Annotated in this window: 23 protein-coding genes and 1 rRNA gene; 17 read left to right on the forward strand and 7 right to left on the reverse strand. The window is 64.8% G+C overall.

The features are described from left to right. Positions 1-6: 6 nt before the first annotated feature. Positions 7-609, reverse strand: a complete 603-nt coding sequence (locus ACLQ8T_RS00345; RefSeq protein ID WP_204719860.1) for a hypothetical protein — start codon at positions 607-609, stop codon at positions 7-9. A 106-nt stretch (positions 610-715) separates the two neighbouring features. Between ACLQ8T_RS00345 and ACLQ8T_RS00350 the strand changes: the two genes are divergently transcribed. Then, positions 716-1,861 carry a serine/threonine-protein kinase gene (locus tag ACLQ8T_RS00350; protein WP_413455347.1) on the forward strand — a complete coding sequence of 382 codons (1,146 nt, stop codon included), beginning with the start codon at positions 716-718 and terminating at the stop codon, positions 1,859-1,861. Here the strand turns inward: ACLQ8T_RS00350 and ACLQ8T_RS00355 are convergent. Continuing rightward, on the reverse strand, positions 1,858-3,111 hold the full coding sequence (locus tag ACLQ8T_RS00355; RefSeq protein ID WP_413455348.1) for a hypothetical protein: 1,254 nt from the start codon (positions 3,109-3,111) through the stop codon (positions 1,858-1,860). The genes ACLQ8T_RS00350 and ACLQ8T_RS00355 overlap by 4 nt on opposite strands. After that, on the reverse strand, positions 3,108-5,114 hold the full coding sequence (locus tag ACLQ8T_RS00360; RefSeq protein ID WP_413455349.1) for a vWA domain-containing protein: 2,007 nt from the start codon (positions 5,112-5,114) through the stop codon (positions 3,108-3,110). Before ACLQ8T_RS00360 ends, ACLQ8T_RS00355 begins: the two co-directional genes overlap by 4 nt. A gap of 87 nt (positions 5,115-5,201) precedes the next feature. Between ACLQ8T_RS00360 and ACLQ8T_RS00365 the strand changes: the two genes are divergently transcribed. After that, a complete protein-coding gene (locus ACLQ8T_RS00365; protein ID WP_413455350.1) occupies positions 5,202-5,630 on the forward strand; it encodes a DNA-binding protein in 429 nt (142 codons plus the stop codon). 7 nt (positions 5,631-5,637) lie between these two features. Here the strand turns inward: ACLQ8T_RS00365 and ACLQ8T_RS00370 are convergent, their stop codons facing one another. Continuing rightward, the gene (locus tag ACLQ8T_RS00370; protein WP_204719868.1) at positions 5,638-6,288 is read right to left on the reverse strand and encodes a YczE/YyaS/YitT family protein; all 651 of its coding nucleotides are present in this window, start codon (positions 6,286-6,288) and stop codon (positions 5,638-5,640) included. A gap of 114 nt (positions 6,289-6,402) precedes the next feature. Further along, positions 6,403-7,017, reverse strand: a complete 615-nt coding sequence (locus ACLQ8T_RS00375) for a pyroglutamyl-peptidase I (RefSeq protein ID WP_413455351.1) — start codon at positions 7,015-7,017, stop codon at positions 6,403-6,405. An 82-nt stretch (positions 7,018-7,099) separates the two neighbouring features. On the opposite strand from ACLQ8T_RS00375, the gene ACLQ8T_RS00380 reads away from it, so the two are divergent. Next, a complete protein-coding gene (locus ACLQ8T_RS00380; protein ID WP_413455352.1) occupies positions 7,100-8,308 on the forward strand; it encodes a DNA recombination protein RmuC in 1,209 nt (402 codons plus the stop codon). Between the two features lie 72 nt (positions 8,309-8,380). On the opposite strand, the gene ACLQ8T_RS00385 is transcribed toward ACLQ8T_RS00380, so the two are convergent. Then, positions 8,381-8,860: an inorganic diphosphatase gene (locus ACLQ8T_RS00385; RefSeq protein ID WP_038992659.1), complete on the reverse strand. Its 480-nt coding sequence runs from the start codon at positions 8,858-8,860 to the stop codon at positions 8,381-8,383. A 97-nt stretch (positions 8,861-8,957) separates the two neighbouring features. Between ACLQ8T_RS00385 and ACLQ8T_RS00390 the strand changes: the two genes are divergently transcribed. The 13 genes from ACLQ8T_RS00390 to panC all read left to right on the forward strand — a co-directional run bounded on the left by ACLQ8T_RS00390 (position 8,958) and on the right by panC (position 21,215). Beyond that, complete coding sequence (locus ACLQ8T_RS00390; protein ID WP_413455353.1) at positions 8,958-10,322, forward strand: D-alanyl-D-alanine carboxypeptidase/D-alanyl-D-alanine-endopeptidase; 1,365 nt, start codon at positions 8,958-8,960, stop codon at positions 10,320-10,322. A 17-nt stretch (positions 10,323-10,339) separates the two neighbouring features. Further along, positions 10,340-11,266 (forward strand): zinc-dependent metalloprotease, encoded by a 927-nt coding sequence (locus ACLQ8T_RS00395; protein WP_121865907.1) that lies wholly within the window; start codon positions 10,340-10,342, stop codon positions 11,264-11,266. Continuing rightward, complete coding sequence (gene tilS, locus ACLQ8T_RS00400) at positions 11,263-12,189, forward strand: tRNA lysidine(34) synthetase TilS (RefSeq protein ID WP_413455354.1); 927 nt, start codon at positions 11,263-11,265, stop codon at positions 12,187-12,189. The genes ACLQ8T_RS00395 and tilS overlap by 4 nt, the downstream gene beginning before the upstream one ends. A gap of 64 nt (positions 12,190-12,253) precedes the next feature. Further along, positions 12,254-12,805, forward strand: coding sequence for a hypoxanthine phosphoribosyltransferase (hpt, locus tag ACLQ8T_RS00405; RefSeq protein ID WP_128470811.1), 552 nt, complete (start codon positions 12,254-12,256; stop codon positions 12,803-12,805). A 107-nt stretch (positions 12,806-12,912) separates the two neighbouring features. Further along, positions 12,913-14,838 carry an ATP-dependent zinc metalloprotease FtsH gene (ftsH, locus tag ACLQ8T_RS00410; protein ID WP_204719874.1) on the forward strand — a complete coding sequence of 642 codons (1,926 nt, stop codon included), beginning with the start codon at positions 12,913-12,915 and terminating at the stop codon, positions 14,836-14,838. Between the two features lie 9 nt (positions 14,839-14,847). After that, positions 14,848-15,426, forward strand: coding sequence for a GTP cyclohydrolase I FolE (gene folE, locus ACLQ8T_RS00415; protein WP_338085729.1), 579 nt, complete (start codon positions 14,848-14,850; stop codon positions 15,424-15,426). Positions 15,427-15,433: 7 nt separating this feature from the next. Then, a complete protein-coding gene (gene folP, locus ACLQ8T_RS00420; protein WP_413455355.1) occupies positions 15,434-16,336 on the forward strand; it encodes a dihydropteroate synthase in 903 nt (300 codons plus the stop codon). Continuing rightward, positions 16,323-17,156, forward strand: a complete 834-nt coding sequence (gene folK / locus ACLQ8T_RS00425) for a 2-amino-4-hydroxy-6-hydroxymethyldihydropteridine diphosphokinase (protein ID WP_239543129.1) — start codon at positions 16,323-16,325, stop codon at positions 17,154-17,156. The genes folP and folK overlap by 14 nt, the downstream gene beginning before the upstream one ends. Beyond that, positions 17,153-17,614, forward strand: a complete 462-nt coding sequence (locus ACLQ8T_RS00430; protein WP_066142591.1) for a DUF3180 domain-containing protein — start codon at positions 17,153-17,155, stop codon at positions 17,612-17,614. Before folK ends, ACLQ8T_RS00430 begins: the two co-directional genes overlap by 4 nt. Then, entirely contained in the window at positions 17,583-18,080 is a 498-nt protein-coding gene (locus tag ACLQ8T_RS00435) for a PH domain-containing protein (protein ID WP_413455356.1), read from the forward strand. The genes ACLQ8T_RS00430 and ACLQ8T_RS00435 overlap by 32 nt, the downstream gene beginning before the upstream one ends. Further along, positions 18,077-19,474 (forward strand): PH domain-containing protein, encoded by a 1,398-nt coding sequence (locus ACLQ8T_RS00440; protein ID WP_413455357.1) that lies wholly within the window; start codon positions 18,077-18,079, stop codon positions 19,472-19,474. Before ACLQ8T_RS00435 ends, ACLQ8T_RS00440 begins: the two co-directional genes overlap by 4 nt. A 2-nt stretch (positions 19,475-19,476) precedes the next feature. Next, complete coding sequence (locus ACLQ8T_RS00445) at positions 19,477-20,343, forward strand: Rossmann-like and DUF2520 domain-containing protein (protein WP_038992645.1); 867 nt, start codon at positions 19,477-19,479, stop codon at positions 20,341-20,343. Between the two features lie 5 nt (positions 20,344-20,348). Then, positions 20,349-21,215 carry a pantoate--beta-alanine ligase gene (gene panC, locus ACLQ8T_RS00450; protein ID WP_204719880.1) on the forward strand — a complete coding sequence of 289 codons (867 nt, stop codon included), beginning with the start codon at positions 20,349-20,351 and terminating at the stop codon, positions 21,213-21,215. Here panC and ACLQ8T_RS00455 read toward each other — a convergent pair. Continuing rightward, positions 21,212-22,165: an NAD(P)H-dependent flavin oxidoreductase gene (locus tag ACLQ8T_RS00455; RefSeq protein WP_204719882.1), complete on the reverse strand. Its 954-nt coding sequence runs from the start codon at positions 22,163-22,165 to the stop codon at positions 21,212-21,214. The two genes, panC and ACLQ8T_RS00455, sit on opposite strands and share 4 nt — an antisense overlap. 447 nt (positions 22,166-22,612) lie before the next feature. Between ACLQ8T_RS00455 and ACLQ8T_RS00460 the strand changes: the two genes are divergently transcribed. Beyond that, positions 22,613-24,138 (forward strand): 16S ribosomal RNA (locus ACLQ8T_RS00460). The last annotated feature ends 264 nt before the right edge of the window (positions 24,139-24,402 follow it).

Here is a 24,402-nt window from a genome sequence, read left to right on the forward strand (position 1 = left end):
CCGCTGCTACAGCTGGTCGGTGTACTCCAGCAGCCGGGCGATCGCCGCCCGCGCACCCAGCTCGTCGTTGTAGCCCGAGCGCACGATCGCCGCGGAAACCGCCTGCGGGGTGATGCCCAGGATCTCGGCGACGGCTTTCTGCTGCCCGCGCACCCCGGGGGTGAGCAGGTCGACAACCGCCCATTCGGCCTCGGTGCGGGTGCGGATCCAATGCCCGAGCATGCGCAGCAGGCCTTCGAGCTCGCCGTCCATCTCGTCGTTGCCCGAGGAGACGCAGATCGGGACCCTTTCGCCACGGTGGCTGGCGGCTTCCAGGGCGCCGAGCGCGCGCCGCACCGCCTTGCCTTCGACCAGGCCGGCCTCCACGGGCACCGGCTCATACAGGCTGCCGATGCCCAGACCGATATTGCAGAAGTTCAGCCGTGCCGCGCGCAGCAGCGCGTCCACTGCAGCATCGGGGCCATCAGGCACCCCGAGCAGCAGCTGGCCGCTGAGCGCGGTGAACGGCGCGTGCGTGCCGACCTGCTCCAGCTGGTGCCACAGCTGCTCGCTGGCGGCGTCAACATCGGTGACCGAGCGGGGCCGGGGGCTGAGCGCAACGACAAACATGCTTCAAGTATTGCCTGTGCCGGAGGCATTTGTCCTGCAAATGCAGGAAGTGACGCACCGAGGCGCGCCCCGCTAAGCTGGTACCGGAAACTTCGAAGGAGCGTTGGTGGCGGGCGAAATCATTGCGGGGCGGTTCGAACTCATCGAGCAGATCGCCCGGGGCGGCTCTGGGACCGTGTGGCTCGCCCGCGACCTGCAGCGCGGCCAGCTCTGCGCCGCCAAGGTGATGCGGCAGAGCTACAGCGGCGAGATCCTGCGCTTCGTGCGCGAGCAGGGCGTGAAATTCGACCACCCGCACCTGCTCACCCCCTACGGCTGGGCGGCCGTCGATGACCGGGTGGTCATCGCCACCGAGCTGATGCGCGGCGGCAACCTGCATACCGCAATGCAGGATTACGGGGCCTTCTCCGCGCCACTGGTGGCCGAGATCCTGGTGCAGCTGCTGGACGGACTGTCCCATGTGCACGAATCCGGCTGGGTGCACCGCGATGTCAAGCCCGCCAATGTCCTGCTCGAATCCACCGGCGACGGGGTGCCGGTGGTGCGCCTGGCCGACTTCGGGATCGCCACGCACCGCGACGAGCCGCGGCTGACCGAGCACGGCGTGGTGGTGGGCACCGCGGGGTTCATTGCCCCCGAACTGACCTGCGGGCACCAGCCCGAGCCCTTCCAGGACCTCTATGCGCTGGGCGTGCTCGCGGTGCAGCTGCTGCACCCGCAGCTGCGCGGCGATGCGCTGGCCGAACGGTGCCGCACCGGCGGCTTCTGCACCGAGAAGGAGCTCGAGGAAGTGCTCGACGGACTGCTCTCCCGTGATCCGCGGCAACGCAGTGCCGCCGCCGCCCGGGCGCCGCAGGCGCTGGCCGGGTTGCGCCGCGAGGACGGCTACGAGGTCGCCTCCCGAGAACGCCTGGAGGTCTTCGACCACTTCGCGCCGCAACTAACCCAGGACGCACCTCAGCCATCTGGCACCGAGACGCAACCAGCGGTGCCATCCGAGACGAGACCCGTAGTGCAATCCAACACGCAACCCGTTGCTGAACCAGCACCAGCACCAGCGCCGGCCCCGAAGCCTTCCCGAGGCAGTCCGCGCTCCGCGGTCCAGCTGCTGCCGTGGATCGCCTTGCTGCTGGCTCTGGTGCTCGGTGTGCTATCCCTCTGGTTGGTGTTCGGCCAGTCGCCGGACACGGCAACGGCCTCCGCGGCAGCCGCAGTGGCTGGCGTGGAGGCCGCCTGGCCGCCCGGAGGCTAGGCGCGCTGCTTGCCCGCTGCCTGGGCACGCCGGCGCCAGAACCACAGGCCGGCGTAGCCCGCCAGAGCCACGGCCGCGCCGCCGGCCAGGGCGCCGAGCTGCGCGCTGCCCGGCAGCCAGCTGCCGGTTCCCGCCACCGTGCCGCCGGATTCTGCCTGTGCCGCGGGTTCCCAGCCATCGGTGCCGGTGGCCTCTCCGGTGACCTCGATGGCCAGCTCGAAGTTCAGCGGGTTCAGCCCGCGCGGCTCATAGGCTGTGCCGGCCACGGTGATGTAGTAGTCCCCCGGATAGCCCAGCTTCGGATGCGAGCCGTCGACCTGCAGGTCGCGGGACACCGTCGTGGCCAGGCTGCGCGTCAGCGAGGCGCCGGCATCGTCTGCAGATAGTTCCTGCTTGGCGGTGCCGGTCATGATGCCCTCCTGCAGCAGCGGGTTGTAGGTGCCGGTGACCAGTTCCTTGGCGCTGGCATTGGGAGAGTCGAGCACGGTCATCCGGTAATTCAGCCGTTGCCCCTGCGCCACATGGACCTTGTAGTACTTCACCTCATTGGGGAGCACCGAGTCCGAGTAGGCGGCGCCGGAAGACAGTTCGGCCGCATTGGAGAAGCCGCTGCCGCCGGACACGGCCTGCGCCTCGGCATCAAGCGTGACCGACACCGGCGGCAGATTGCCGGGGGTGGTGCCGGTGAGCGTGGCAGGATCCAACGCCGGCTGCACCACGACGGTGATCTGCACCGGCAGCGCAGCGTCATCCTGCCAGCGCCCGTCGCGCTGCAAGGAGAGATGCAATTCGTCGTTGTTCTGGTCCAGGCAGCGCGAGTAGCCCTCGGCCTTCTTCGGTTGGGAGTCCAGTGCCACCAGCGGAAGGTTGTCGATGTTGCGGCGCGAGGTGGTGTTGCTGCCGCGGTCGCACCAGTCCCCGTTGGCCTGCACCAGCGCGGCCGATAGTTCGGTGCTCTCCTGGCTGGTGGGCTGCTGCGAAGGGTCCACCACCAGCTGCGCGCTCACGTGCAGCCGTTCGCCGTCGGCAATCTGCGGCAGCCGGTAATACAGCGCTGAGTCGTCGCCGGTGGTCGGCAGCTCGTCGACCCACTGGCCGGCCTCCAGCTGCGGGGCCGATGCCTGGTCCTGTGCGCCGTCGACCTGCTGGCCGACCGGTTCATGCAGGGGGAGTTCCGCTTCGGAAGCCAGCGCGCCAGCGGCCGGCGACAGGGCAAGTCCGGCACAAAGCAGGGTGGCAAGGATTCTCATGGTCGGCCTCCTGGCACGGTCGGGTCGATGTTGTCGGAGCGCTCATGGGCGGTCGTGGCCCGGTTTCGGAAGAGGAAGGTTCCCGCGCCCAGCAGGGCGGCGGTGCCCACCAGGCCGCCGGTGAACCAGGGCCACAACGGTGCCGAGGAGGCTGCCGGGGCGGTTTCGGCCTGCGGTTCGCTTTCGGCCTGCGGTTCGCTTTCGGACGGGGAAGGGGCGGCCGATGATGCAGGGGCGGCTTCCGCTTCAGTGGCGGTTTCCGATTCCGTGGCACCGGCCTCGGGCGAGGCGGAGGGCATCTCGCTGGCCTCGAAGATCGGGGCGGCACCGGCGAACTCCTTCTCGGTGCCGGTCACGTCGACGGCCAGCTCGTAGTCATAGGGCACGCCGTTGGCCTTTTGCATCCAGGTGTCCGAGTAGATGACCACATAGTAGTCGCCGGCCAGGTAGTTCGACCGGCCGATGTAGCTGTCATAGTTCGACTGGTCCACCGCGGTGCGCATGGATCGGGTGATCGTTTCCCCGGAGGTGCTCTTGTGGAGCCGGCCGGTGCCGAGCATGTCCACGCCGTCCCGCACCGGGGAGTAGACGCCCATGGTCACGGCCTGGGCGCTGGCATCCTCGTTGTTCCCGCTGGTCAGCCGGAGATTGATTTTCTGGCCGTTGCCCACGTGGACCTTGTAATACCGTGCCTCGCTGCTGAGCACCGAGTCGGAGTAGATCGTGCCGGACTTCACCGGCAGCGCGTCGTTGAAGCTCGAGCCGCCGAGGACCGGCTCTGGCGTTCCGGTGAGGGTGACCGACTGCGGCTTGTCCTCCTCGCTTGCCGGGGCGCCCAGCAGCGCGGCGTCCACCGCAGGCTCCAGCACATAGCGCAGCTCCACGGCCATCGGGTCCTCGTGGAACAGCGAGCCCTCGCGGGTGACCTTGGCGAACAGCTCGCCGGTGCCGTCGGCGAAGCAGCCGTAGCTGGAGTCCTGGACGAACTCGGGGCTGCGGGTGTAGGCGGCCAGCGGACGGCCGAGCTCGTCGCTGCCCACCGTGTAGCTGTCGCCCGAGGAGCACTTCGAGCCCTGGCCGTTGACCAGTTCGACGATGACCTTCGCCGGGTCGTCGTCATCCGCGTCGATCTTCTGCTCGGGGATCATGGTTGCGGAGAAATGCGCATACTGCCCGGGCTGCAGCGGGCCGATCTTGTAGTACTTGGTCGTGCCGTCGTTCGAGTTCCAGCTGTCGGTTTCACCCTTCTCCAGCTCGTCGAGGTACTGGCCGGGGACCATCAGCGGCGCCTCGTGCAGGCGGGTGCCGCCCTCGATGGGCGTGCCGGCCGTGGAGTATCCCTGGAAGGCGCGCAGCGTGCGGCTGGTCAGCTCCTCTTCCAGCGACTGCGCGTCGTCGACGTCCACGTAGCTTCCGCCGGTGGTCTCGGAAATGCATTCGAGCTGCTGGCGGGCCTTGTCGTTGACCTTGAAGCCGATGGTGTGCACGGTCAGCGCGATGCCCTGTCCGGCCAGGTCCTTGGCGGCCTCGCAGGCCGGCGGCTTGTCGCAGTTCTCTTCGCCGTCAGAGACCAGGATGATCGACTTGGGCCCTTCGATGCCTTCCAGGTCCTTGGCTGCATGGAGCAGCGAGGCGCCGATCGGGGTTTCTCCCACGGCCTTGAGCTCATCGATTTTCTTGGACAGTTTCTTCTTGTCCACGGCGCCCGGTTTCTGCACGGTGGTGATGTCGTCGCATTTGCCCGGGGACTTCGAGCCGTAGACGACCAGGCCCATCGTGGCATCTTCCGGGGCATTGTCGATCAGGCTCTTGGCCGCGGTCTTGGCGGCGTCGATCCGCTTGGTGCCTTTGGCGTCGGCGTCCTTTTCCAGCATGGAGCTGGAGTAGTCCATGACGACGACCACTGGTTCGGTGGTGGTTTGCTCATCGGCGTGGGTTGCGGCTAGCGGCACGGCGGCCAGCAACACTGCCAAGAGCGGTGCGAGTAGATGTCGGCGAAGCATCAGGCTTTCCTTCCGGCGGTGATGTTTGCAATTGCAAATATATGCCATTTATTTGCAATTGCAAACCCCCGTGCGAAGATTGTTTCCATGGATAGTCCTATCGAACAGCAACGGAGGCTGTATGGCGCCCCCCTGGGGGAGCGTTTCGGGCACGTGATGGAAAAGTATGCCTTGTCCCAGCGCTCGCTGGCCCAGGTGCTGGGCCTCTCCGCGCCGATGCTCTCGCAGCTGATGGGAGCCAAGCGGATCAAAATCGGCAATCCGGCGGTGCTCGGACGGCTCATGATGCTCGAAGCCCGATCCGACGAAGCGGATTTGCAGGCAGTGCTCCAGCAGGCCGAGCGGCTCGATGCCGCCACTGCCACCCATGGATCGGCGGAAGCGGGGGAGGGTGCGGCGGCCAGCGAGTACCTGCGGTCGGTGGGCAGCCCGGAAGTGCTCGCAGAGATGGCAGGGCTCGCCCGGGCCCGTGGCCACGAACAGCTGGCCGAAGTGCTGGAGCGGGCCGCACGCTAAGCGCCCCTCAGACGCCCGCGGTCGCGCGCTGCGCGTCCAGGCGCACCGTGGTGTAACGGAAGAAGAACTGCGTGGCGGGGCCGATTAGCAGCGCATAGGCCACCGTGCCAACGCCCACCGGACCGCCGAGCATCCAGCCGATCCCCAGCACGCACACCTCGATGATCGTGCGCAGCAGGCGGATCGATTTGCCGGTGCGCAGATGCAGCCCGGTCATCAGGCCATCGCGCGGCCCGGGCCCGAAATGGCAGCCGATGTACAGTGCGCCGCCCAGTCCATTGATGACTATGGCGCCCACCAGGGTCAGGATCTGCCAGCCCAGGCCATGGACATCGGGGATGAGCCAGAGGAAGAAATCTAGGCCGAGCCCGATAAGCAGCACATTGGCGATGGTCCCCAGCCCCGGCCACTGCTTCAGCGGAATCCACGCCAGCAACACCACGACGCCGACAAGTATCACGATGGTTCCCAGCGACAGCGGAATGTGGTTGGCCAGGCCCAGGTGCAGCACATCCCATGGGTCCACGCCGAGCTGGGCGCGGATCAGCAGCGCCATGGCCAGCGCAAAAAGCATCAGGCCGATGAACAGATTTGCCAGGCGCAGCGGGAGCTTCCCGGCGCGCAGCTGATCGAGCGGGGTGAGATTGTGCAGGGTCATGATGATTCAAGGCTAGCCTCGCGCCGAACCGCCACAGTAATCCGCAGGTATCAGTTGGTCATATTCCCGGTGCCAGTTAACGAAGGGCAAAGCGTCGTTGAAAAGTGGGCCAACTCAGCCCAGTGCACCCAGTATCGCGATGCCCAGCGCCTGTGGCAGCTCGCTCAGGCCTGAGCGCTGCTGCTGGATAGCCGTTGCATCGGTTTCAGCACCTACCGTGGCCCGGATGCCTGGCGGGCGCAGTGCAGGAACGTGAATGAACAATGACGGGACCGGTTGGGAATAGGCCATATACGCAACGTGATTGCAGACGAAACGCCCGGGGTCCTCGGACACGCTGGCCTCAAGGCCGGCGGCCAGCAGGGCCTGGACGGCCGCCGTTGGATTGATGCTCGCCTCCACGCGCGTCGGGGCGTTCTCCCTGATCGCTGTTGAGCGAGGCTGCTCTCCATCATTGTCTGGAATGCGCGCATGATCCTCGTTGACCGCCCAGCGCTCCGGAGTAATCGCGGCTCGGCCCCCGGCCTCGCCAACGCAAATCAGCGCATCGGGCTGATGCTCGGCCAGCAACGAGGCAAGGACCTGCCCGGAGGCCGCGAAGGACACCGGCAGGATCGCGGTGGTCACCTCGTGCTCGCCAAGGCCAGCTGGCAGCTGGCGGACCGCCTCCCCGCTGGCATTGAATGCGTCATTGCCGAAGGGCTCGAAACCGGTAACCAGAATGTGCATGAGCCCATTATGTCCCAAACTGTCGGTGTCCGCTGATAGGACTGGGGTAATGGTTCGCTCGACAGATCTCGGCTAGGTTCTCATGGTAATCGTGGTTTTTGTACTCGTCATCCTCAATATTCTTGCAACGGCATGTGTTGCTCTGCTGCTGATTCGCAGGACTTCCGGCTCCGAAGACACCCAGGTCCAGGCCGCGGTGCGTGCTGGAAATGCGGAGCTGAGGCAGGAACTGGGAACCCAGCGCACCGAACTGCGCCAGGGCATGGGCGAAGTGCGCACCGAGCTCGACGCCAAGCTGACCGCGATGGCCGAAACCAATGCGAACCGCCATCTGCAGGTCCAGGTGCTGCTCCAGCAGGAAATGGAAAAGCTGCGCGCCGGCAATGAAGCCAAGCTCGAGAAGATGCGCGAAACGGTAGACGAGAAGCTGCAGGGAACCCTGGAGAAGCGGCTCGGGGATTCCTTCGAACTGGTCAGCAAGCGGCTGGAAATGGTCCAGAAGGGTCTGGGTGAAATGCAGTCCCTGGCCCAGGATGTCGGCGGGCTCAAACGCGTGCTTACCAACGTGAAGAGCCGCGGGTCCTGGGGAGAAGTGCAGCTGGCCCGACAGCTGGAAGACATCCTCACCGCAGAGCAGTACGAGCAGAACGTGGCGGTGGTCCCTGGCAGCCGCGAGGTTGTCGAGTTCGCGGTGATCCTTCCCGGCCGGGACGCCGGAACGATCTACCTGCCGATCGACTCCAAGCTGCCTCAGGAAGACTACGAGCGCCTGCTCGATGCCCAGGAGCACGGAGACAAGGCGGCCATCGCCGCGGCCGGCAAGGCGCTGGACCGGGCAATCCTCGAACAGGCCAAGCTGATCTCCAGCAAGTACATCGCCCCGCCGTACAGCACCGACTTCGCCATCATGTACCTGCCCACCGAAGGCCTGTTCGCCGAGGTGGTGCGCAGCCCGGGGCTGGCCAGCAAGCTGCAGACCGAGCACCGGGTGCTGGTCACCGGGCCGACCACCCTGATGAGCCTGCTGAACTCGCTGCAAATGGGCTTCCGCACCTTGGCCATCGAGAAGCGCAGCAGCGAAGTGTGGCAGGTGCTCTCGGCAGCCAAGGAAGAATTCCGCAAGTACGGAGATGTTTGGGACAAGCTGGGCAAGCAGCTGGCCACGGCGCAGAATACGGTGCGCGATGCCGGCACCCGGACCCGGGCGGTGGAGCGCAAGCTCAAGGACGTGCAGACCCTGGAAGTTGCCGCGCAGGACGACGTGCTCAGCTCGCTGCTGCCCGACGCCTGAGGCTGGGCAGCGCAAAAGCAATGGCGGCGACCCCCGAAGGGGATCGCCGCCATTTCAGCTCAAGTCCAGCGACTAGGCCTTGAAGCGCTCGATGGAGCGAGCCAGCTCGGCTTCGGCAGCCTCGCGGCCTTCCCAGCCCTCGGCCTTGACCCACTTGCCTGGTTCCAGGTCCTTGTAGCGGGTGAAGAAGTGCTCGATTTCCTTGATCAGCCATTCGTCGATGTCTTCAAGTTCCTTGATGTGGTCAAAGCGCTTGTCGGCAGGAACGCACAGCAGCTTGGCATCGCCACCGCCATCGTCGGTCATGTTGAAGACGCCAATCGGGCGGGCTTCCACGACAACGCCTGGGATCAGGTCGACACCCGGGAGGTAGACCATGGCATCCAATGGATCGCCATCTTCGCCCAAGGTATCGTCGAAGTAGCCGTAATGGGTTGGGTACTGCATCGAGGTGAACAGCACGCGATCCAGGCGCAGGCGGTGGGTCTCGTGGTCGATCTCGTACTTGACGCGCGATCCGGTAGGGATCTCGATGGTCACGTCGTGGCTCATGAAAAGCACACTCCTAAACTAGTCTTAGGGATATCCGCTAATAAGGGTATCGCCCCATTGCGCCTGATGGATAAAACTGCGAGAGGAATGTAACCATATGAACACTGCCGCCCGACGCGCCATAACGCTGGGGGTGGCGATTGTTGCCGTGGTTGCAGTCGTCGTCGCGATGCTCCTGGCCCCGCGATTCTTCACCGGGGAGCCCGAAGCTTCCTACACCCCGGCCAGCGCGCAGCTGGCCGCGCCATCCCCAGTCGCCGTGCGGGATCTGGACCCCGAAGCCGTGCAGCCGGACCCCGGGATCCTCGCCGCGAAGCTGGACGCCATCCTTGCCGACAAGCCCGACCGGACCTCCTTCAGCGCCCAGGTGGTGGACGTCGCCACGGGCAACGTCCTGTATGACAAGAATGCCGCCGCAAACGGCACCCCGGCCTCCAGCCTGAAGGTCGCCACCGCCATCGCCGCCCTCGACGCCCTGGGCGGAGACACCCAGCTGTCCACCAGCGTGCTGCTCGATGGCGGAACGCTGATCCTGCGCGGCGGGGGCGATGTGCTGCTGGGCGACGGGGAATCCGACCCGGCGCACCCCAAGGGCTATGCAGGACTGGCGACCTTGGCTAAGCAGACCGCCGATGAGCTTGAAAAACGCGGGATCAGCGAGGTCGAGCTGTGGCTGGACGACTCGCTGTTCGGCGACGCGCACAGCAACCCGGACTGGGACAAGTCGTTGTTCACCTCGAACAATATTGGCGAGGTCTACCCGATAGCGCACTACGCCGGGCGTGCCGGGCAGAGCACCAGCACCGCCTACCAGTCCGACGCCGCCCAGCAGGTCCGCAAGGTCTTCGCCCGGGCCCTGGGCGAGCGCATCACGGTGACCGAGGGCGGCCGCGGGCCCTATGCCGGCGGCGAGCAGATCACCGAGGTGAAATCCGCGCCGCTGCGTGATGTCGTCAAGCACATGCTGCTGGTCTCGGATAACTACATCGCCGAAACCATGGGACGGCTGGTCGCGCTCAAGCGCCAGATGCCCGCCGAGCAGGCGGGAGCCGCCGTCGCCGCGGTAGCCGCCGAGCACGGGGCGAGTGGCCTTTCACTGGTGGACGCCAGCGGCCTGGCCGCCAAGAACCAGATTTCGCCCGCCGCGCTGACCGCAGTGCTGCGTTCGGCGGCCACCAGCGGCAAGCCGGAATTGCGCGAGCTCGTCTATTCGCTGTCAGTCTCCGGCTACAACGGCACCCTGATGCACCGCCTGGACGGTGCCGCGACACTTGGTCTGGTCCGTGCCAAGACCGGCTCGCTGACCGGCGTGGCCACGCTGACCGGCATGACCATGACCGAGGACGGGCGCCTGCTCGCCTTCTCGATCTATGCCAACCAGCCCAACGGAGCACTCGCACCCCACAAGCCAACCATTGACTCTGCAGTCACCGCCATCCGCGGTTGTGGCTGCCGGAGCTGAAAGCTCAGGAGCAGTAAATGAACCAGTTCGTCGATTGGAAGCTGGCGGCCAAGGCCGCGAAAACCCTGATGCCCGCCGGGCCGAAGATCCAGGCCCAGGATGCCGCCCGGATCGTCGAGGAACTGCGCATCGCCGCCGGCGAAGGCCTGGTGGAGGCCGAGAAGGTCTCCAGGCTGGCCTCGACTGCGCCAGCGCAGACCCTGGTGGTGGACCGCTCAGGCTGGGCCAAGGCCGTCAGCCAGAACTTCGCGGCCATGCTCCCGTCAATGCGCCAGGATGTCCCCGGCGCGGTACCGCTGATCGCCGGCGCCGAACTCGGCGCAGTGCTCTCGGTGCTCGGCACCCGGGTGCTGGGCCAATTCGATCCGTTCGTCGGACCCCGGCTGCTGCTCAATGCACCGACCATAACCCAGATCCGCGGCGAACTGAACGTCAACGCCCGCGACTTCTACCTGTGGATCGCCACCCATGAGCAGACCCACCGCCTGCAATTCGAGCACGCCCCCTGGATCCCCGAGGTCATGAAGCAGACGCTGGCCGAGGCCTTCGAGCCGCTGGCCGGCACTACCAATTCCATGGGCGCACTGGGCGAACGCCTGAAATCCATGAAGTCCGAGGTTTCCGAGCTGACCAGCATCATGTCGGTGCTGGAGGGGCATGCCATGGTGGTGATGAACGATGTCACCTCGATCCGCAGCATCAAGACCATCCGCCGCCGCTTCGAAGCCCGCGGCGAGAACCGCTCGGCCCTGGCGATCCTGCTGGGCAAGCTGCTGGGCCTGGATGCCAAGGCACTGCAGTACAAGCGCGGGGCGAAATTCGTGCGTCATATCGTCGATGAGATCGGCTATGAAGGCTTCAACGAGATCTTCACCGCCCGCGAGCTGTTCCCCAGCTCCGAGGAACTCGACCACCCCGAACGCTGGCTGGCCCGCACCCGATGAGCCGCGCCCTGCACCTCGCCCGCGGCGCGATCCAGGCCAGCTGCGCGCCGGGGCTGAACCTGATCGGGGTCTCCGGCGGTGCCGACTCGCTGGCCCTGGCCATTGCCGCGGCGACGCTGCCTGGTTCCTTCGGCGCGGTGGTCATCGACCACGGCCTGCAGGCCGGCAGCGCCGAGGTGGCCGAGCGCGCCGCCGCGCAGTGCCGCGAGCTGGGGCTGGAGCCGGTGCAGGTGATCCGGGTCGAGACCTCGAAAGATGAGGATTCGGCGCGCAAGGCCAGGTACCAGGCCTTCGAGGAGGCCCTCGTCCAGCACAACGCGCAGACGCTGATGCTCGCGCATACCCGCGACGACCAGGCCGAACAGGTGTTGCTCGGATTGCTGCGCGGATCCGGTACCCGTTCGCTGGCAGGCATCCCGGCCCGCCGCGGACCCTACCGGCGTCCCCTGCTGGATCTGTCCCGGGAGCAGACCGAGCAGATCTGCCGGGAGGCAGACCTGGACTTCTGGGAAGATCCGAGCAACACGGACACCGGGTACCGGCGTAACCTCATCCGCCACCGGATCCTGCCTTTGCTGCGCGACGAGCTTGGCGAGCATGTCCCCGTTGCCCTGGCGCGCACCGCCAGCCTGGCCGCCGCCGACGCCCAGGCACTGGATACCTGGGCGCAGGCGGCCAAGGCCGAGCATGGATTGCGGATCGCGGAATTGGCCAAGCTGCCGGTGGCCGTCAGCTCGCGAGTATTACGCCTGGCCGCCATCCAAGCCGGCGCTAGGAATGTGGGCCATGAGCGAACAGCGGCGCTCTGCGCGCTGGCCGGATTCGGCGTCCCCAAGTCCAAATCGGCTGGTCCGGTGCAGCTCGATGGCGCGATCAGCGCCTTCCGCCGGCAATCGGTGATAGTTTTCACCACAACCGGCTAAACAACAATCCGCCAAATGTGGCACTCTAGGTAAGTACCACACCTCTAGAATCAGGAGAATTCTCGTGGATTCCAATGCAGTCAAAGCCGATCTTGCGCACGTTCTGTACACCAAGGAAGAAATCCAGACCCGCGTGGAGGAACTCGCCGCGCAGATCGACAAGGACTACGAAGGCCGCGACATCCTCGTGGTAGGTGTGCTCAAGGGCGCCGTGATGATCATGGCCGACCTGGTCCGCGCGCTGAACTCCCACCTGACCATGGACTGGATGGCAGTGTCCTCCTACGGTTCGGGTACCCAGTCCTCCGGTGTGGTGCGCATCCTCAAGGACCTGGACTCCGACTTGATGGGCAAGCATGTGCTGATCGTCGAGGACATCATCGACTCCGGCCTGACCTTGTCCTGGCTGAAGTCCAACCTGGAATCCCGCGGCCCGGCATCGGTGGAAATCTGCACCCTGCTGCGCAAGCCCGAGGCTGCCAAGGTGGAAATCGACGTCAAGTACGTCGGCATGGACATCCCGAACGAATTCGTCGTGGGCTACGGCCTGGACTACGCGGAGAAATACCGCAACCTGGATTGCGTGGGCACCTTGGCCCCGCACATTTATCAGTAGGGAACTTTTCGCGCCATTGGGGCGTTGAGAAGTATCGAAGGTGGCGTGACCCGGACGCCAGAGCAGTGCGTGAGGGGGATGCGCCAGGCGCGGGGCCTGGCGGATCAATGAAAACGAAGAAGCTTTTTAACAGCTGGATCATTTGGGTTTTGGTCGGCGTCGTGGCAGTGGTGCTGTTCCTGCCGATGGTCTTTGGCAATAATTCTGCCAAGGTGGATACCTCCGTCGGCTTGCACCAGCTGACCAGCGGCAATGTCACCGAAGCGAAGATGTTCGACGGCGATCAGCGTGTCGACCTGAAGTTGCGCGACGCCCTGAAGGTGGACGGCGTGGACAAGGGCACCACGGTGAGCTTCTACTACTCGACCGCCCGCGCCGAACAGGTGGTCGATGAGATCAACAAGGCCAATCTGGGCAAGTTCACCGACCAGCCGGTGGAAAGCAACTGGCTGCTGTCGATGCTCGGGATCATCATCCCGTTCCTGCTGATCGCCGGCATCTTCTGGTTCATCCTCGCCCGCTCGCAGGGCGGCGGTTCCAAGGTCATGCAGTTCGGCAAGTCCAAGGCGAAGCTGATTACCAAGGACATGCCGCAGGTGACCTTCAAGGACGTCGCGGGCGCCGACGAGGCAGTGGAAGAACTCCACGAAATCAAGGAATTCCTGCAGGAACCAGCCAAGTTCCAGGCCTTGGGCGCGAAGATCCCCAAGGGGGTGCTGCTCTACGGCCCTCCGGGCACCGGCAAGACCCTGCTGGCCAAGGCGGTGGCCGGCGAAGCCCAGGTGCCGTTCTACTCGATTTCCGGCTCCGACTTCGTCGAGATGTTCGTCGGCGTGGGCGCCTCGCGCGTGCGCGACCTGTTCGAACAGGCCAAGAACAATTCCCCGGCGATCATCTTCGTCGACGAAATCGACGCGGTGGGCCGCCACCGCGGCGCCGGCATCGGCGGCGGCAACGACGAGCGCGAGCAGACCCTGAACCAGCTGCTCGTCGAGATGGACGGCTTCGATGCCACCACCAACGTCATCCTGATCGCCGCGACCAACCGTCCCGACGTGCTGGACCCGGCGCTGCTGCGCCCGGGCCGCTTCGACCGGCAGATCCCGGTGGAGGCACCGGACTTGAAGGGCCGCGAGCAGATCCTGTCGGTGCACGCCAAGGGCAAGCCGATGGACGCCACCGTGGATCTGAACGCCGTCGCGAAGAAGACTCCGGGCTACACCGGCGCCGATTTGGCCAACGTGCTCAACGAGGCCGCGCTGCTCACCGCACGCTCCAACGCGAACCTGATCGACGACCGCGCGCTGGATGAGGCCATCGACCGCGTCATGGCCGGCCCGCAGAAGCGCACCCGGCTGATGGACGAGCACGAGCGCAAGGTCACCGCCTACCACGAGGGCGGGCACGCGCTGGTCGCCGCGGCGATGAACCAGACCGCACCGGTCACCAAGATCACCATCCTGCCGCGCGGCCGCGCGCTGGGCTACACCATGGTGGTTCCGGAATCCGACAAGTACTCGGTCACCCGCAACGAGCTGCTGGACCAGATGGCCTACGCCATGGGCGGGCGCGTCGCCGAGGAGATCGTCTTCCACGACCCGTCCACCGGAGCATCGAACGACATCGAGAAGGCTACCGCCACCGCGCGCAAGATGGTCACCGAATACGGCATGAGCGAGAAGGTCGGCGCGGTGCGCCTGGCTGGCTCGGCAGCCGAGCAGGGCATGGGCAACGCCGCCCGCGAATTCTCCGACGAAATGGCCCACTTGGTGGACCAGGAGGTGCGCGAGCTGATCGAGCAGGCGCACAACGACGCATACCAGGCGCTGACCGCCAACCGCCATGTGCTCGACCGCCTGGCCCTGGCCCTGCTGGAGCGCGAGACCCTGAACCAGACGGAGATCGCGGAGATTTTCGCCGATCTGGCCAAGCGTGAGAAGCGCGAAGTCTGGCTGAGCAACGAGGCCCGTCCGGTGCACAGCGAGGGACCGATATTAAGCCCCAAGGAGCGCGCAGCTTCCTCGACCGACTAGGATCAAAGCGTGAGTGAACTGAAAGAGATTGACCAGCCCCGGATCGCAGCAGCCGTGCGCGAGATCCTGGAGGCCATCGGCGAGGACCCCGACCGCGACGGCCTGGTCGACACCCCGAAGCGGGTGGCCAAGGCCTACGCGGAGTTCTTCGCCGGCCTGCACCAGCACCCGGCAGACCACCTGTCCACCACCTTCGACATCGAGCACGATGAGATGGTGCTGGTCAAGGACATCCCGTTCTACTCGACCTGCGAGCACCACCTGGTGCCCTTCTACGGTTCGGCGCATATCGGCTACATCCCGGGCAAGGGCGGCAAGGTCACCGGCCTGTCCAAGCTGGCCCGCCTGGTCGAGGTGTACGCCCGCCGCCCGCAGGTCCAGGAACGCCTGACCACCCAGATCGTCGATGCGCTGGTGGAGCACCTGAGCCCGGCCGGCGCGATTGTCGTTGTCGAATGCGAGCACATGTGCATGTCCATGCGCGGGGTGCAGAAGCCCGGAGCGAAGACCGTGACCAGTGCGGTGCGCGGCCAGCTGCGCGAGACTGCCACCCGTGCTGAAGCCATGAGCCTGATCCTCGGAAAGTAGGAACCCCATGTCGCTTGGAGCGATCCCGGGCACCGGCCCGAACACCAGCCCCTTGCCCATCATCCGCAAGTCCAAGAAGAAGACGATGGCCGACCTGCCCACCGGCCGCACCCTGGTCATGGGCATCCTGAACGTCACCGAGGACTCCTTCTCGGACGGCGGGAAGTACCTGTCCGCCGATGCCGCGATCGACCAGGGCCTGAAACTGCTCTACTCCGGCGCGGACATCATCGACGTGGGCGGCGAATCCACCCGCCGCGGCGCCAAGGACGTGGATCCGGCCCTCGAGCAGGAGCGCATCATCCCGGTCATCGAAGCCCTGGTGAAGGCCGGCGCCGTGATCTCCGTGGATACCATGCATGTCTCCACCGCCCGCGCGGCCATCGAGGCCGGCGCGCACATCATCAACGACGTCTCCGGCCTGACCTACGAGCAGGGCATGCCCGAGCTGATCGCCGAAACCGGCGTCCCCTACGTGCTCATGCACCGCCGCGGCACCGCGCAGAACATGGTCGCCAAGGCCGAATACCAGGACGTGGTCGCAGAGGTCATCGGCGAGCTGCGCGGCCTGCGCGACGAGTTCGTCGCCAAGGGCGTGGCCCCGGAGCAGATCATCATCGACCCGGGACTGGGCTTCGCCAAGGAAGCGGAGCACAACTGGGCGCTGCTGGCCAACGTCCCTGCCATGGAAGAGCTCGGCCACCGTGTGCTGATCGGCACCAGCCGCAAGCGCTTCCTGGGCGAGCTGCTGGCCGAAGGCTCCAAGAGCCGGGCACCGCTGGAACGCGATGCGGCAACCGCGGCCACCACCGTGCTCGGCGCCCGCGACAAGGTCTGGGCGGTGCGCGTGCACGATGTCGCCGGCAGCCGCGACGCCATCGAAGTCGTGCAGGCCTATGGATCGCATTAGCATCTACGGAATTTCGGCCACCGGCTACCATGGCGTGTTCGAGCATGAGAAGCGCGACGGCCAGGAATTCATCATCGACGTGGTGCTGCACGTGGACATCACGCGGGCGGCAGCCAGCGACAATGTGCTGGACACCGTGCACTACGGCGAAGTCAGTGAGCTGGTGGTCGAGCAGATCAAGGCCGGCCCGTGGGACTTGATCGAGAAGCTGGGCAGCGAAATCGCCGAGGCGATCCTCGCCGCCTACCCGTCCGTGGCCGCCATCGACGTGGTGGTGCACAAGCCGCAGGCGCCGATCCCGGTGCCATTCAGCGATGTTACGATCTCGCTGACCCGGCACCAGAAGCAGCACACCGCGATCATCGCGCTGGGCGCCAACCTGGGCGACCCGCAGGCCACGCTGGCCGCCGCGGTGCAGGAGCTCGGTGCGGAAACAGAGCTGCTCAAGGTGTCCCCGCTGGCCATCACCAAGCCGGTGGGAGGCCCGCCGGACCAGCCGGACTACACCAACCAGGTAGTCCAGGTGCGCACCCGGCGCTCCCCGCATGAGCTGCTGGATTTATGCCAGTCCATCGAGGCCAAGCACCACCGCACCCGCGAGGTGCGCTGGGAAGCACGCACCCTGGATTTGGACTTGATCGCCTACGACCAGCTGCGCCTGGATGACGAGCGGCTGACCCTGCCGCATCCGCGCGCCGCGATCCGCGGCTTCGTGCTGGCCCCGTGGAGCTGGATGGATCCGGACGCGGTGCTGGAGGGGCAACTGGTCTCCCGCCTGGCCGCCGAAGCCGCCGACACGAAAGACATCATCCGGCTATGACGAAGCTGAAGCTGCGCTGGCTGTTCGCGTGCGCCGGGCTCGGAGCCGCGGCCGGCTGGATTGCGCTGCGCCTGCTCACCTCGGCAGGCCGGTACGCGCCGGTGCTCGACTACTCGGCGCTGTACTCGCTGGGCGCAGTCTGCGCGGTGGTGCTGTTCCTGGGGATCCGGGTGAAGCGTTCCACCCAGGGCAAGGCCGACTTCGAGCCGATCGCCGCGGCCCGCACTCTGGTGCTGGCGCAGGCCTCGGCCTATGCCGGCGCGGTCATCGCCGGCTGGCATGTTCCAGCCATCATCATGCTCTGGGCGGCCACCGGCATGACCCCCACCCTGACCCGCGGCTTGGTGCTGGCCGGTGCCGGGCTCCTCATGGTGGTCATTGGGTATATTGTTCAGCAACTGTGCAAACTTCCACCGGAGGATACCGATGGCAACAGCGACTCCGTGGTCACCGAGTAGCTTCACACCAGCCCACCGGGACTATGCCAAGGTCAAGCTCACCACCTGGGCGATCACCTGGGGCGTGATCCTGCTGGCCTCCCTGGTTCCTGCCGTGCTGGCCGCAACCGGCGCCGGCATTGCGCCGTGGCTGGTGCTCACCCCGATCCTGCTGGTGCTGCTGCTGGCACTGCTGGCCCTGCGCATCATCCGCCGCCAGGTCGCCGCACTGGGCTACCTCGAACGCGAGGAAGACTTCATTGTCCGCTCGGGGGTGATGTGGCGCAAGCAGGTAGTCATTCCCTACGGCCGGATGCAGTATGTCGAGGTCAACAGCGGACCGCTGGAGCGGCGCTACGGCCTGTGCCAGTTGACGCTGAACACCGCAGGCACCGGCGCCACCGCGCACGTCTACGGGCTGCCCGAGCGCGAAGGTCAGGAATTGCGCGAACGGCTCGTGGCCGCCGGCGAAGAGCAGATGCTATGAGCCAGTCCGTGGAACCGGCCGCCGGTGACAGCGCCGAGCCATGGCAGCGGGTGCACCCGGCCAGCCCCTTCGTCCACGGCTGGCTGGCCATCATCGGCCTGGTCTACATCTACTGGCAGAACACCGACGAACTGTCCTGGGCTGAACGCTTTTCCGGCGACAGGCTGATCTGGACCGTCGCGGGCGCCGGCATCGCCCTGCTCGTGGTGCTCATCTTCTACTTCCTTTCCTGGTACTTCACCCGCTACAAGCTCACCAGCACGCACGTGTACGTGAATTCAGGGATGCTCTTCCGCAGCCAGAAGCAGGCGCGCATCGACAAGGTGCAGGGCATCGACATCGCCCAGCCGCTGGTTGCCCGGCTGCTGGGACTTGCCGAGCTGCGCTTCGACGTGGCCGATTCCTCCGAGTCGGTGCTGCGCCTTTCCTTCCTGCGCAAGGCCGACGCCCACCTGTTGCGCCAGGTCATCCTCCAGCGGGCCCGCGGCGGACGACCCGCGCATGCCCCAGAAGCCGAACAGGCTGCGGCAGATGTGCCCGCACCGGCCGATCCGCAGCCTGCCATGCAAGCATCGCCGCTGATGGCCAAGGTGCCCATCGGTCGGCTGATCGCCTCGCTGTTCCTGCAGCTGCCGGTGATCATCGGTCTGCTTGCCTGCCTGTCGATGCTGGTGCTGTGGATTACCGGGGTCGAGGGAATCATCGCCGGCCTGGTGCCCTCGGTGCTGGCCTTCGGCAGCTGGTTCTACAAGCAGCTGAACCAGGGCTGGAACTTCACCGCCAGTGCCTCGGACACCGGCATGCGGATCAGCTACGGTCTGGCCGACACCCGCCAGCACTCCATTCCCTCCGGCCGGGTCCAGGCCATTTCGGTGACGGCCCCCTTCTTCTGGCGGATGCTGGGCTGGTACAAGGTGGAGGTCAACGTGCTGGGCACCAAGAGCGATGACGCCGACAACCTGCAGGTGCTCCCGGTGGGCGACTTCGAGTCGGTCGCCCGGATCATGGGGATCCTGCTGCCGGACCTTGGCGTCGAGAACCAGCGCGAGGTGCTGGCCACGGCGGTGAGCACCGGATCCGAGCACGGTTTCATCGGCTCCCCGGAACGCGCCAAGCCGTTGTCCCCCGGGGCATGGAAGCACCAGGGATTTTTGGCCACCGGCACCACGGTGATTTCCCGGTACGGCTGGCTGGCGCGCCAAGCCAGCTTCGTGCCGCATAACCGGGTGCAGGGCATGAGCTGGCTACAGGGTCCGTGGGAGCGAGGCCGTAGACTGGCCGGTGTCCGCTTGCACAGTGCTGGCGGAAGCATCACCGGATACGTGCATCAGATTGATGCGGACACCGCTGCGGAATTTATCCGGGCGCAAACCCGGCGCATGGTTGAAAGGTAGAAGTGGACGCACCACGCTTGGGAATCGGCATCATCTCGGCCGGCAAGGTAGGCACCGTGCTCGGTGCGGCGCTGGCCGCCAGCGGGCACCGGATCACCGGCATCCATGCAGTCTCGGAGGCTTCGCGCGATCGCGCCGACGCCCTGCTGCCCGGCGTGGAACTGCTGGACCCGGCAGAAATCCTGCGGCGCAGCGAACTGGTGCTCTTTGCTGTGCCCGATGATGTGCTCGGCGAACTCGTGGCCGGGCTGGCAGCGGGCGGGCATTTCTCCGTGGGGCAGCTGGTCGCCCACACCGCTGGGCGGTACGGCACCTCGATCCTGCAGCCGGCCATGGACGCCGGCGCCTTCGGCCTGGCAATCCACCCGGCAATGACCTTCACCGGGATGAGCATGGACCTGCAGCGGCTGACCGATTGCGTTTTCGCGGTCACCGCCGACGAGGCCATCCTGCCGGTCGCCCAGGCGCTGGTGGTGGAGATGCGCGGAGAGCCTGTGGTGATCGCCGAGCAGGACCGGGTCAGCTACCACGCGGCCCTGGCCCATGCGGCAAACCACCTGAACACCATCACGGCGCAATCGGCCGATATCCTGCGACGCATCGGCGTGGAAGAGCCATCCAATACCCTGCGAGCCCTGATGTACGCGAGCCTGGATAACGCGCTGCGTTCCGGAGCCGGCGCCCTGACCGGCCCGGTGGCCCGCGGCGATCGCGGGACCGTGACCGCGCACCTGCAGGCGCTGGCCGACGACCCGGCAGAAACGAATAATTCCTACCGGAGCCTCTCGCGGGCGACGGCACTGCGCGCGGCCGATCGCGGCCTGATCTCCCAGAGCACGCTGGAAGAGCTCTTGCGAGTTCTAGAATAGATAGCGTGAATACCCCGAAGATTGTCAAGACCCGTGCCGAGCTGAAGGCCGCCGTTGCCGCAGCCAACCCGGGGTCGCTGGGCTTCGTGCCCACCATGGGAGCCCTGCACAGCGGCCACGCTTCGCTGTTCAAGGCAGCCCGTGAAGAAAATGAACTTGTGGTCATTTCAGTATTCGTCAATGAACTGCAGTTCAACGATGCCAACGACTACGCGAAGTATCCGCGCCAGCTCGACGCCGATGTCCAGCTGGCCGCTGCTGCCGGGGTGGATATCGTCTTTGCCCCGGAAGCCTCCGAGATCTACCACGCCGGGGTGCCGCTGGTGAAGCTTGACTCCGGCGCACTGGGCGAAATGTATGAAGGCGCCTCGCGCCCGGGCCACTTCGATGGAATGCTGGCAGTTGTTGCCAAGCTGCTGCACCTGGCAGACCCGCGCCGTGGCGAATACCGCGCCTACTTCGGCCAGAAGGATGCCCAGCAGCTGGTGCTGATCCGCCGCATGGTTGCCGACCTGGATTACCCGGTAGAGCTGCGTGCGGTGCCGATCGTGCGCAGCGAGAAGGGCTTGGCGCTGTCCAGCCGCAATGCATTGCTCAGCGAGGAAGAGAAGGAAGCGGCATTGGTGCTGCACCGTTCGATCCAGCTGATTGCCGATCGCGCGGCACGCAACGAGCCACTGTACATCGAAGATGCCATCGGCATGTACCAGATGGAACCTCTGGTCGAGCTTGACTACTTCGTCGTCGTCAACCCGGATACCCTGCAGGAACTGGCATTCAACTGCCAGGACACCCCCTTTACCGGAGAAGGCCTGGTCCTTGTCGCGGCGAAGGTGGGCAATGTCCGGCTGATCGACAACCAGCCGATCTAGGAAAAGCGCCGTGCTGCATCGGCGAGGATCTGGCGGAAGCCGCACAGTTCCCGCATGACCTCGGCGGCTGGCTGCTCAGCGTCCACGAACTGCACTGCCTCGCCGGCGTAGACCGGAGCGATGTCCGTCAGCGCTTCGGCACGGGCCTTGATCATCTGCTCGCGCAGTGCATCGTTGGGCTCCCAGGCAGACAGGTCCTCGTGCTTGTCGCTGAACTCATTGCGCAGTGCGCGTCCGCCGAATTCCGGTGCCCACGGCAGTTGCTGGGCGATATCGAAGGCACGCGTATAGATAGTGCCATCCAGGCCCGCGTTGCGCACTGCGCTCTTCATGTTCTCGTGCCCGCTGGCTTCTGTTGCCGAAAGGAAGCGGGTGCCGATCCAGGCGGCTTCGGCGCCAGCTGAAAGCACCGCGGCGACACCCCGTGCGGTGCCGATGCCGCCAGCCGCGATCACCGGCTTCTGGTGCTGGGAGGTTGCCAGCTGCAGCAACGGCAGGGTTCCAGCTTCATTGCGGCCGTGTCCGCCACCTTCTGCCCCACGGGCAATGATGATGTCGATGTCATCAGCCATGGCGCGTTCCAGATCTGCCGCGTTGCCTACCTGCATGGCGGTCAGAACTCCAGCCTCATGGGCTACCGCCGCGGCCCGGGTGACATCGCCGAAGCTCAAGGTCACCAACGAGGGCCCGAACTCCAAGAAGGCCTCTAGCGGGGAGAGATCCGTTTCCAGCGCCCAGGCCATGAAGCCGACGCCCCATGGAGTACTCAGGGATTCAACGAATTGCGTTTGCTGTTCAATCCAGTCAGCTGTGGGAGTTGCAGGCGAACCGATCATCCCTACACCTCCCGCGTGGGAAACAGCTGCAGCCAAGGCGCCGCCAGCCGCGCCAGCCATAGATGCATTGAAGATGGGTTCACGGTATCCAAGGAGTCTTTGCAGGTCGCTCATGAGCCCAGACTAGAACAGCGAAATGAATGTGACCTAGAACGCGGCCCCTCGATTTGTAAGTGCCCAAGAACCTGTGTATAGTTTTTATCTGTTGCCGGAACGGAAACAACACGGAATCTACCGAATGTTTACCCGGCAGCCAATCACTTTCCACTCAAGGTTTTCCACCGATTTTGATCGGATCAGGAAGTCTGGTAAGTTGGAAAAGTTGCTCCGGAGCGAAGCAGTGGCCACCAAGGGTGGCTGGTGTGGTGTCGAGAGTGTTTGTTGTTTGAGAACTCAATAGTGTGCCAAGTTTGTTGATACCGAATATTTTTATTTGGTGAATACATAACATTTGCTTGAGGCATTGCACCCCCGTGCAGTGTTCTTGAGTGTTTTATTATTCGCCAGGACTTCATCGGCTTCGCCCTTCTTTTCCAAGGGGTTGCTGGTGGCTTTTTATTTTTTATGGAGAGTTTGATCCTGGCTCAGGATGAACGCTGGCGGCGTGCTTAACACATGCAAGTCGAACGATGAAGCCCAGCTTGCTGGGTGGATTAGTGGCGAACGGGTGAGTAACACGTGAGTAACCTGCCCCCGACTCTGGGATAAGCCCGGGAAACTGGGTCTAATACCGGATATGACCATGGAACGCATGTTTTGTGGTGGAAAGATTTATCGGTGGGGGATGGACTCGCGGCCTATCAGCTTGTTGGTGAGGTAATGGCTCACCAAGGCGACGACGGGTAGCCGGCCTGAGAGGGTGACCGGCCACACTGGGACTGAGACACGGCCCAGACTCCTACGGGAGGCAGCAGTGGGGAATATTGCACAATGGGCGAAAGCCTGATGCAGCGACGCCGCGTGAGGGATGACGGCCTTCGGGTTGTAAACCTCTTTCAGTAGGGAAGAAGCGAAAGTGACGGTACCTGCAGAAGAAGCGCCGGCTAACTACGTGCCAGCAGCCGCGGTAATACGTAGGGCGCAAGCGTTATCCGGATTTATTGGGCGTAAAGAGCTCGTAGGCGGTTTGTCGCGTCTGCCGTGAAAGTCCGAGGCTCAACCTCGGATCTGCGGTGGGTACGGGCAGACTAGAGTGATGTAGGGGAGACTGGAATTCCTGGTGTAGCGGTGAAATGCGCAGATATCAGGAGGAACACCGATGGCGAAGGCAGGTCTCTGGGCATTTACTGACGCTGAGGAGCGAAAGCATGGGGAGCGAACAGGATTAGATACCCTGGTAGTCCATGCCGTAAACGTTGGGCACTAGGTGTGGGGGACATTCCACGTTTTCCGCGCCGTAGCTAACGCATTAAGTGCCCCGCCTGGGGAGTACGGCCGCAAGGCTAAAACTCAAAGGAATTGACGGGGGCCCGCACAAGCGGCGGAGCATGCGGATTAATTCGATGCAACGCGAAGAACCTTACCAAGGCTTGACATGTGCCAGACCGCTCCAGAGATGGGGTTTCCCTTCGGGGCTGGTTCACAGGTGGTGCATGGTTGTCGTCAGCTCGTGTCGTGAGATGTTGGGTTAAGTCCCGCAACGAGCGCAACCCTCGTTCCATGTTGCCAGCACGTAGTGGTGGGGACTCATGGGAGACTGCCGGGGTCAACTCGGAGGAAGGTGGGGATGACGTCAAATCATCATGCCCCTTATGTCTTGGGCTTCACGCATGCTACAATGGCCGGTACAATGGGTTGCGATACTGTGAGGTGGAGCTAATCCCTAAAAGCCGGTCTCAGTTCGGATTGGGGTCTGCAACTCGACCCCATGAAGTCGGAGTCGCTAGTAATCGCAGATCAGCAACGCTGCGGTGAATACGTTCCCGGGCCTTGTACACACCGCCCGTCAAGTCACGAAAGTTGGTAACACCCGAAGCCGATGGCCTAACCACCTTGTGTGGGGGGAGTCGTCGAAGGTGGGACTGGCGATTGGGACTAAGTCGTAACAAGGTAGCCGTACCGGAAGGTGCGGCTGGATCACCTCCTTTCTAAGGAGCTAACCATTATTGGTTGCCCATGCTGGACACGAGTGTTGTCCGGGTGGGTTGCTCATGGGTGGAATATCAATGGACTCAATACTGGAAAACGTGCTGGCTGATGCTGGTGCGGGGTATTGGCTGTGGCTGCGTGGTGCTTGGGCATCTGCTAGTACGCATTGCAGGGGGTTTTCTTCTTGCGGTGCTGGAATGCGGTGTGTGGGTGTTGTGTGGTTTGTATGGTTTGGCATGCTGTTGGGTTTTGAGGCAACAAGC

The sequence above is a fragment of the Glutamicibacter sp. FR1 genome, assembly GCF_047300825.1.
Taxonomy (GTDB): Bacteria; Actinomycetota; Actinomycetes; order Actinomycetales; family Micrococcaceae; genus Glutamicibacter; species Glutamicibacter nicotianae.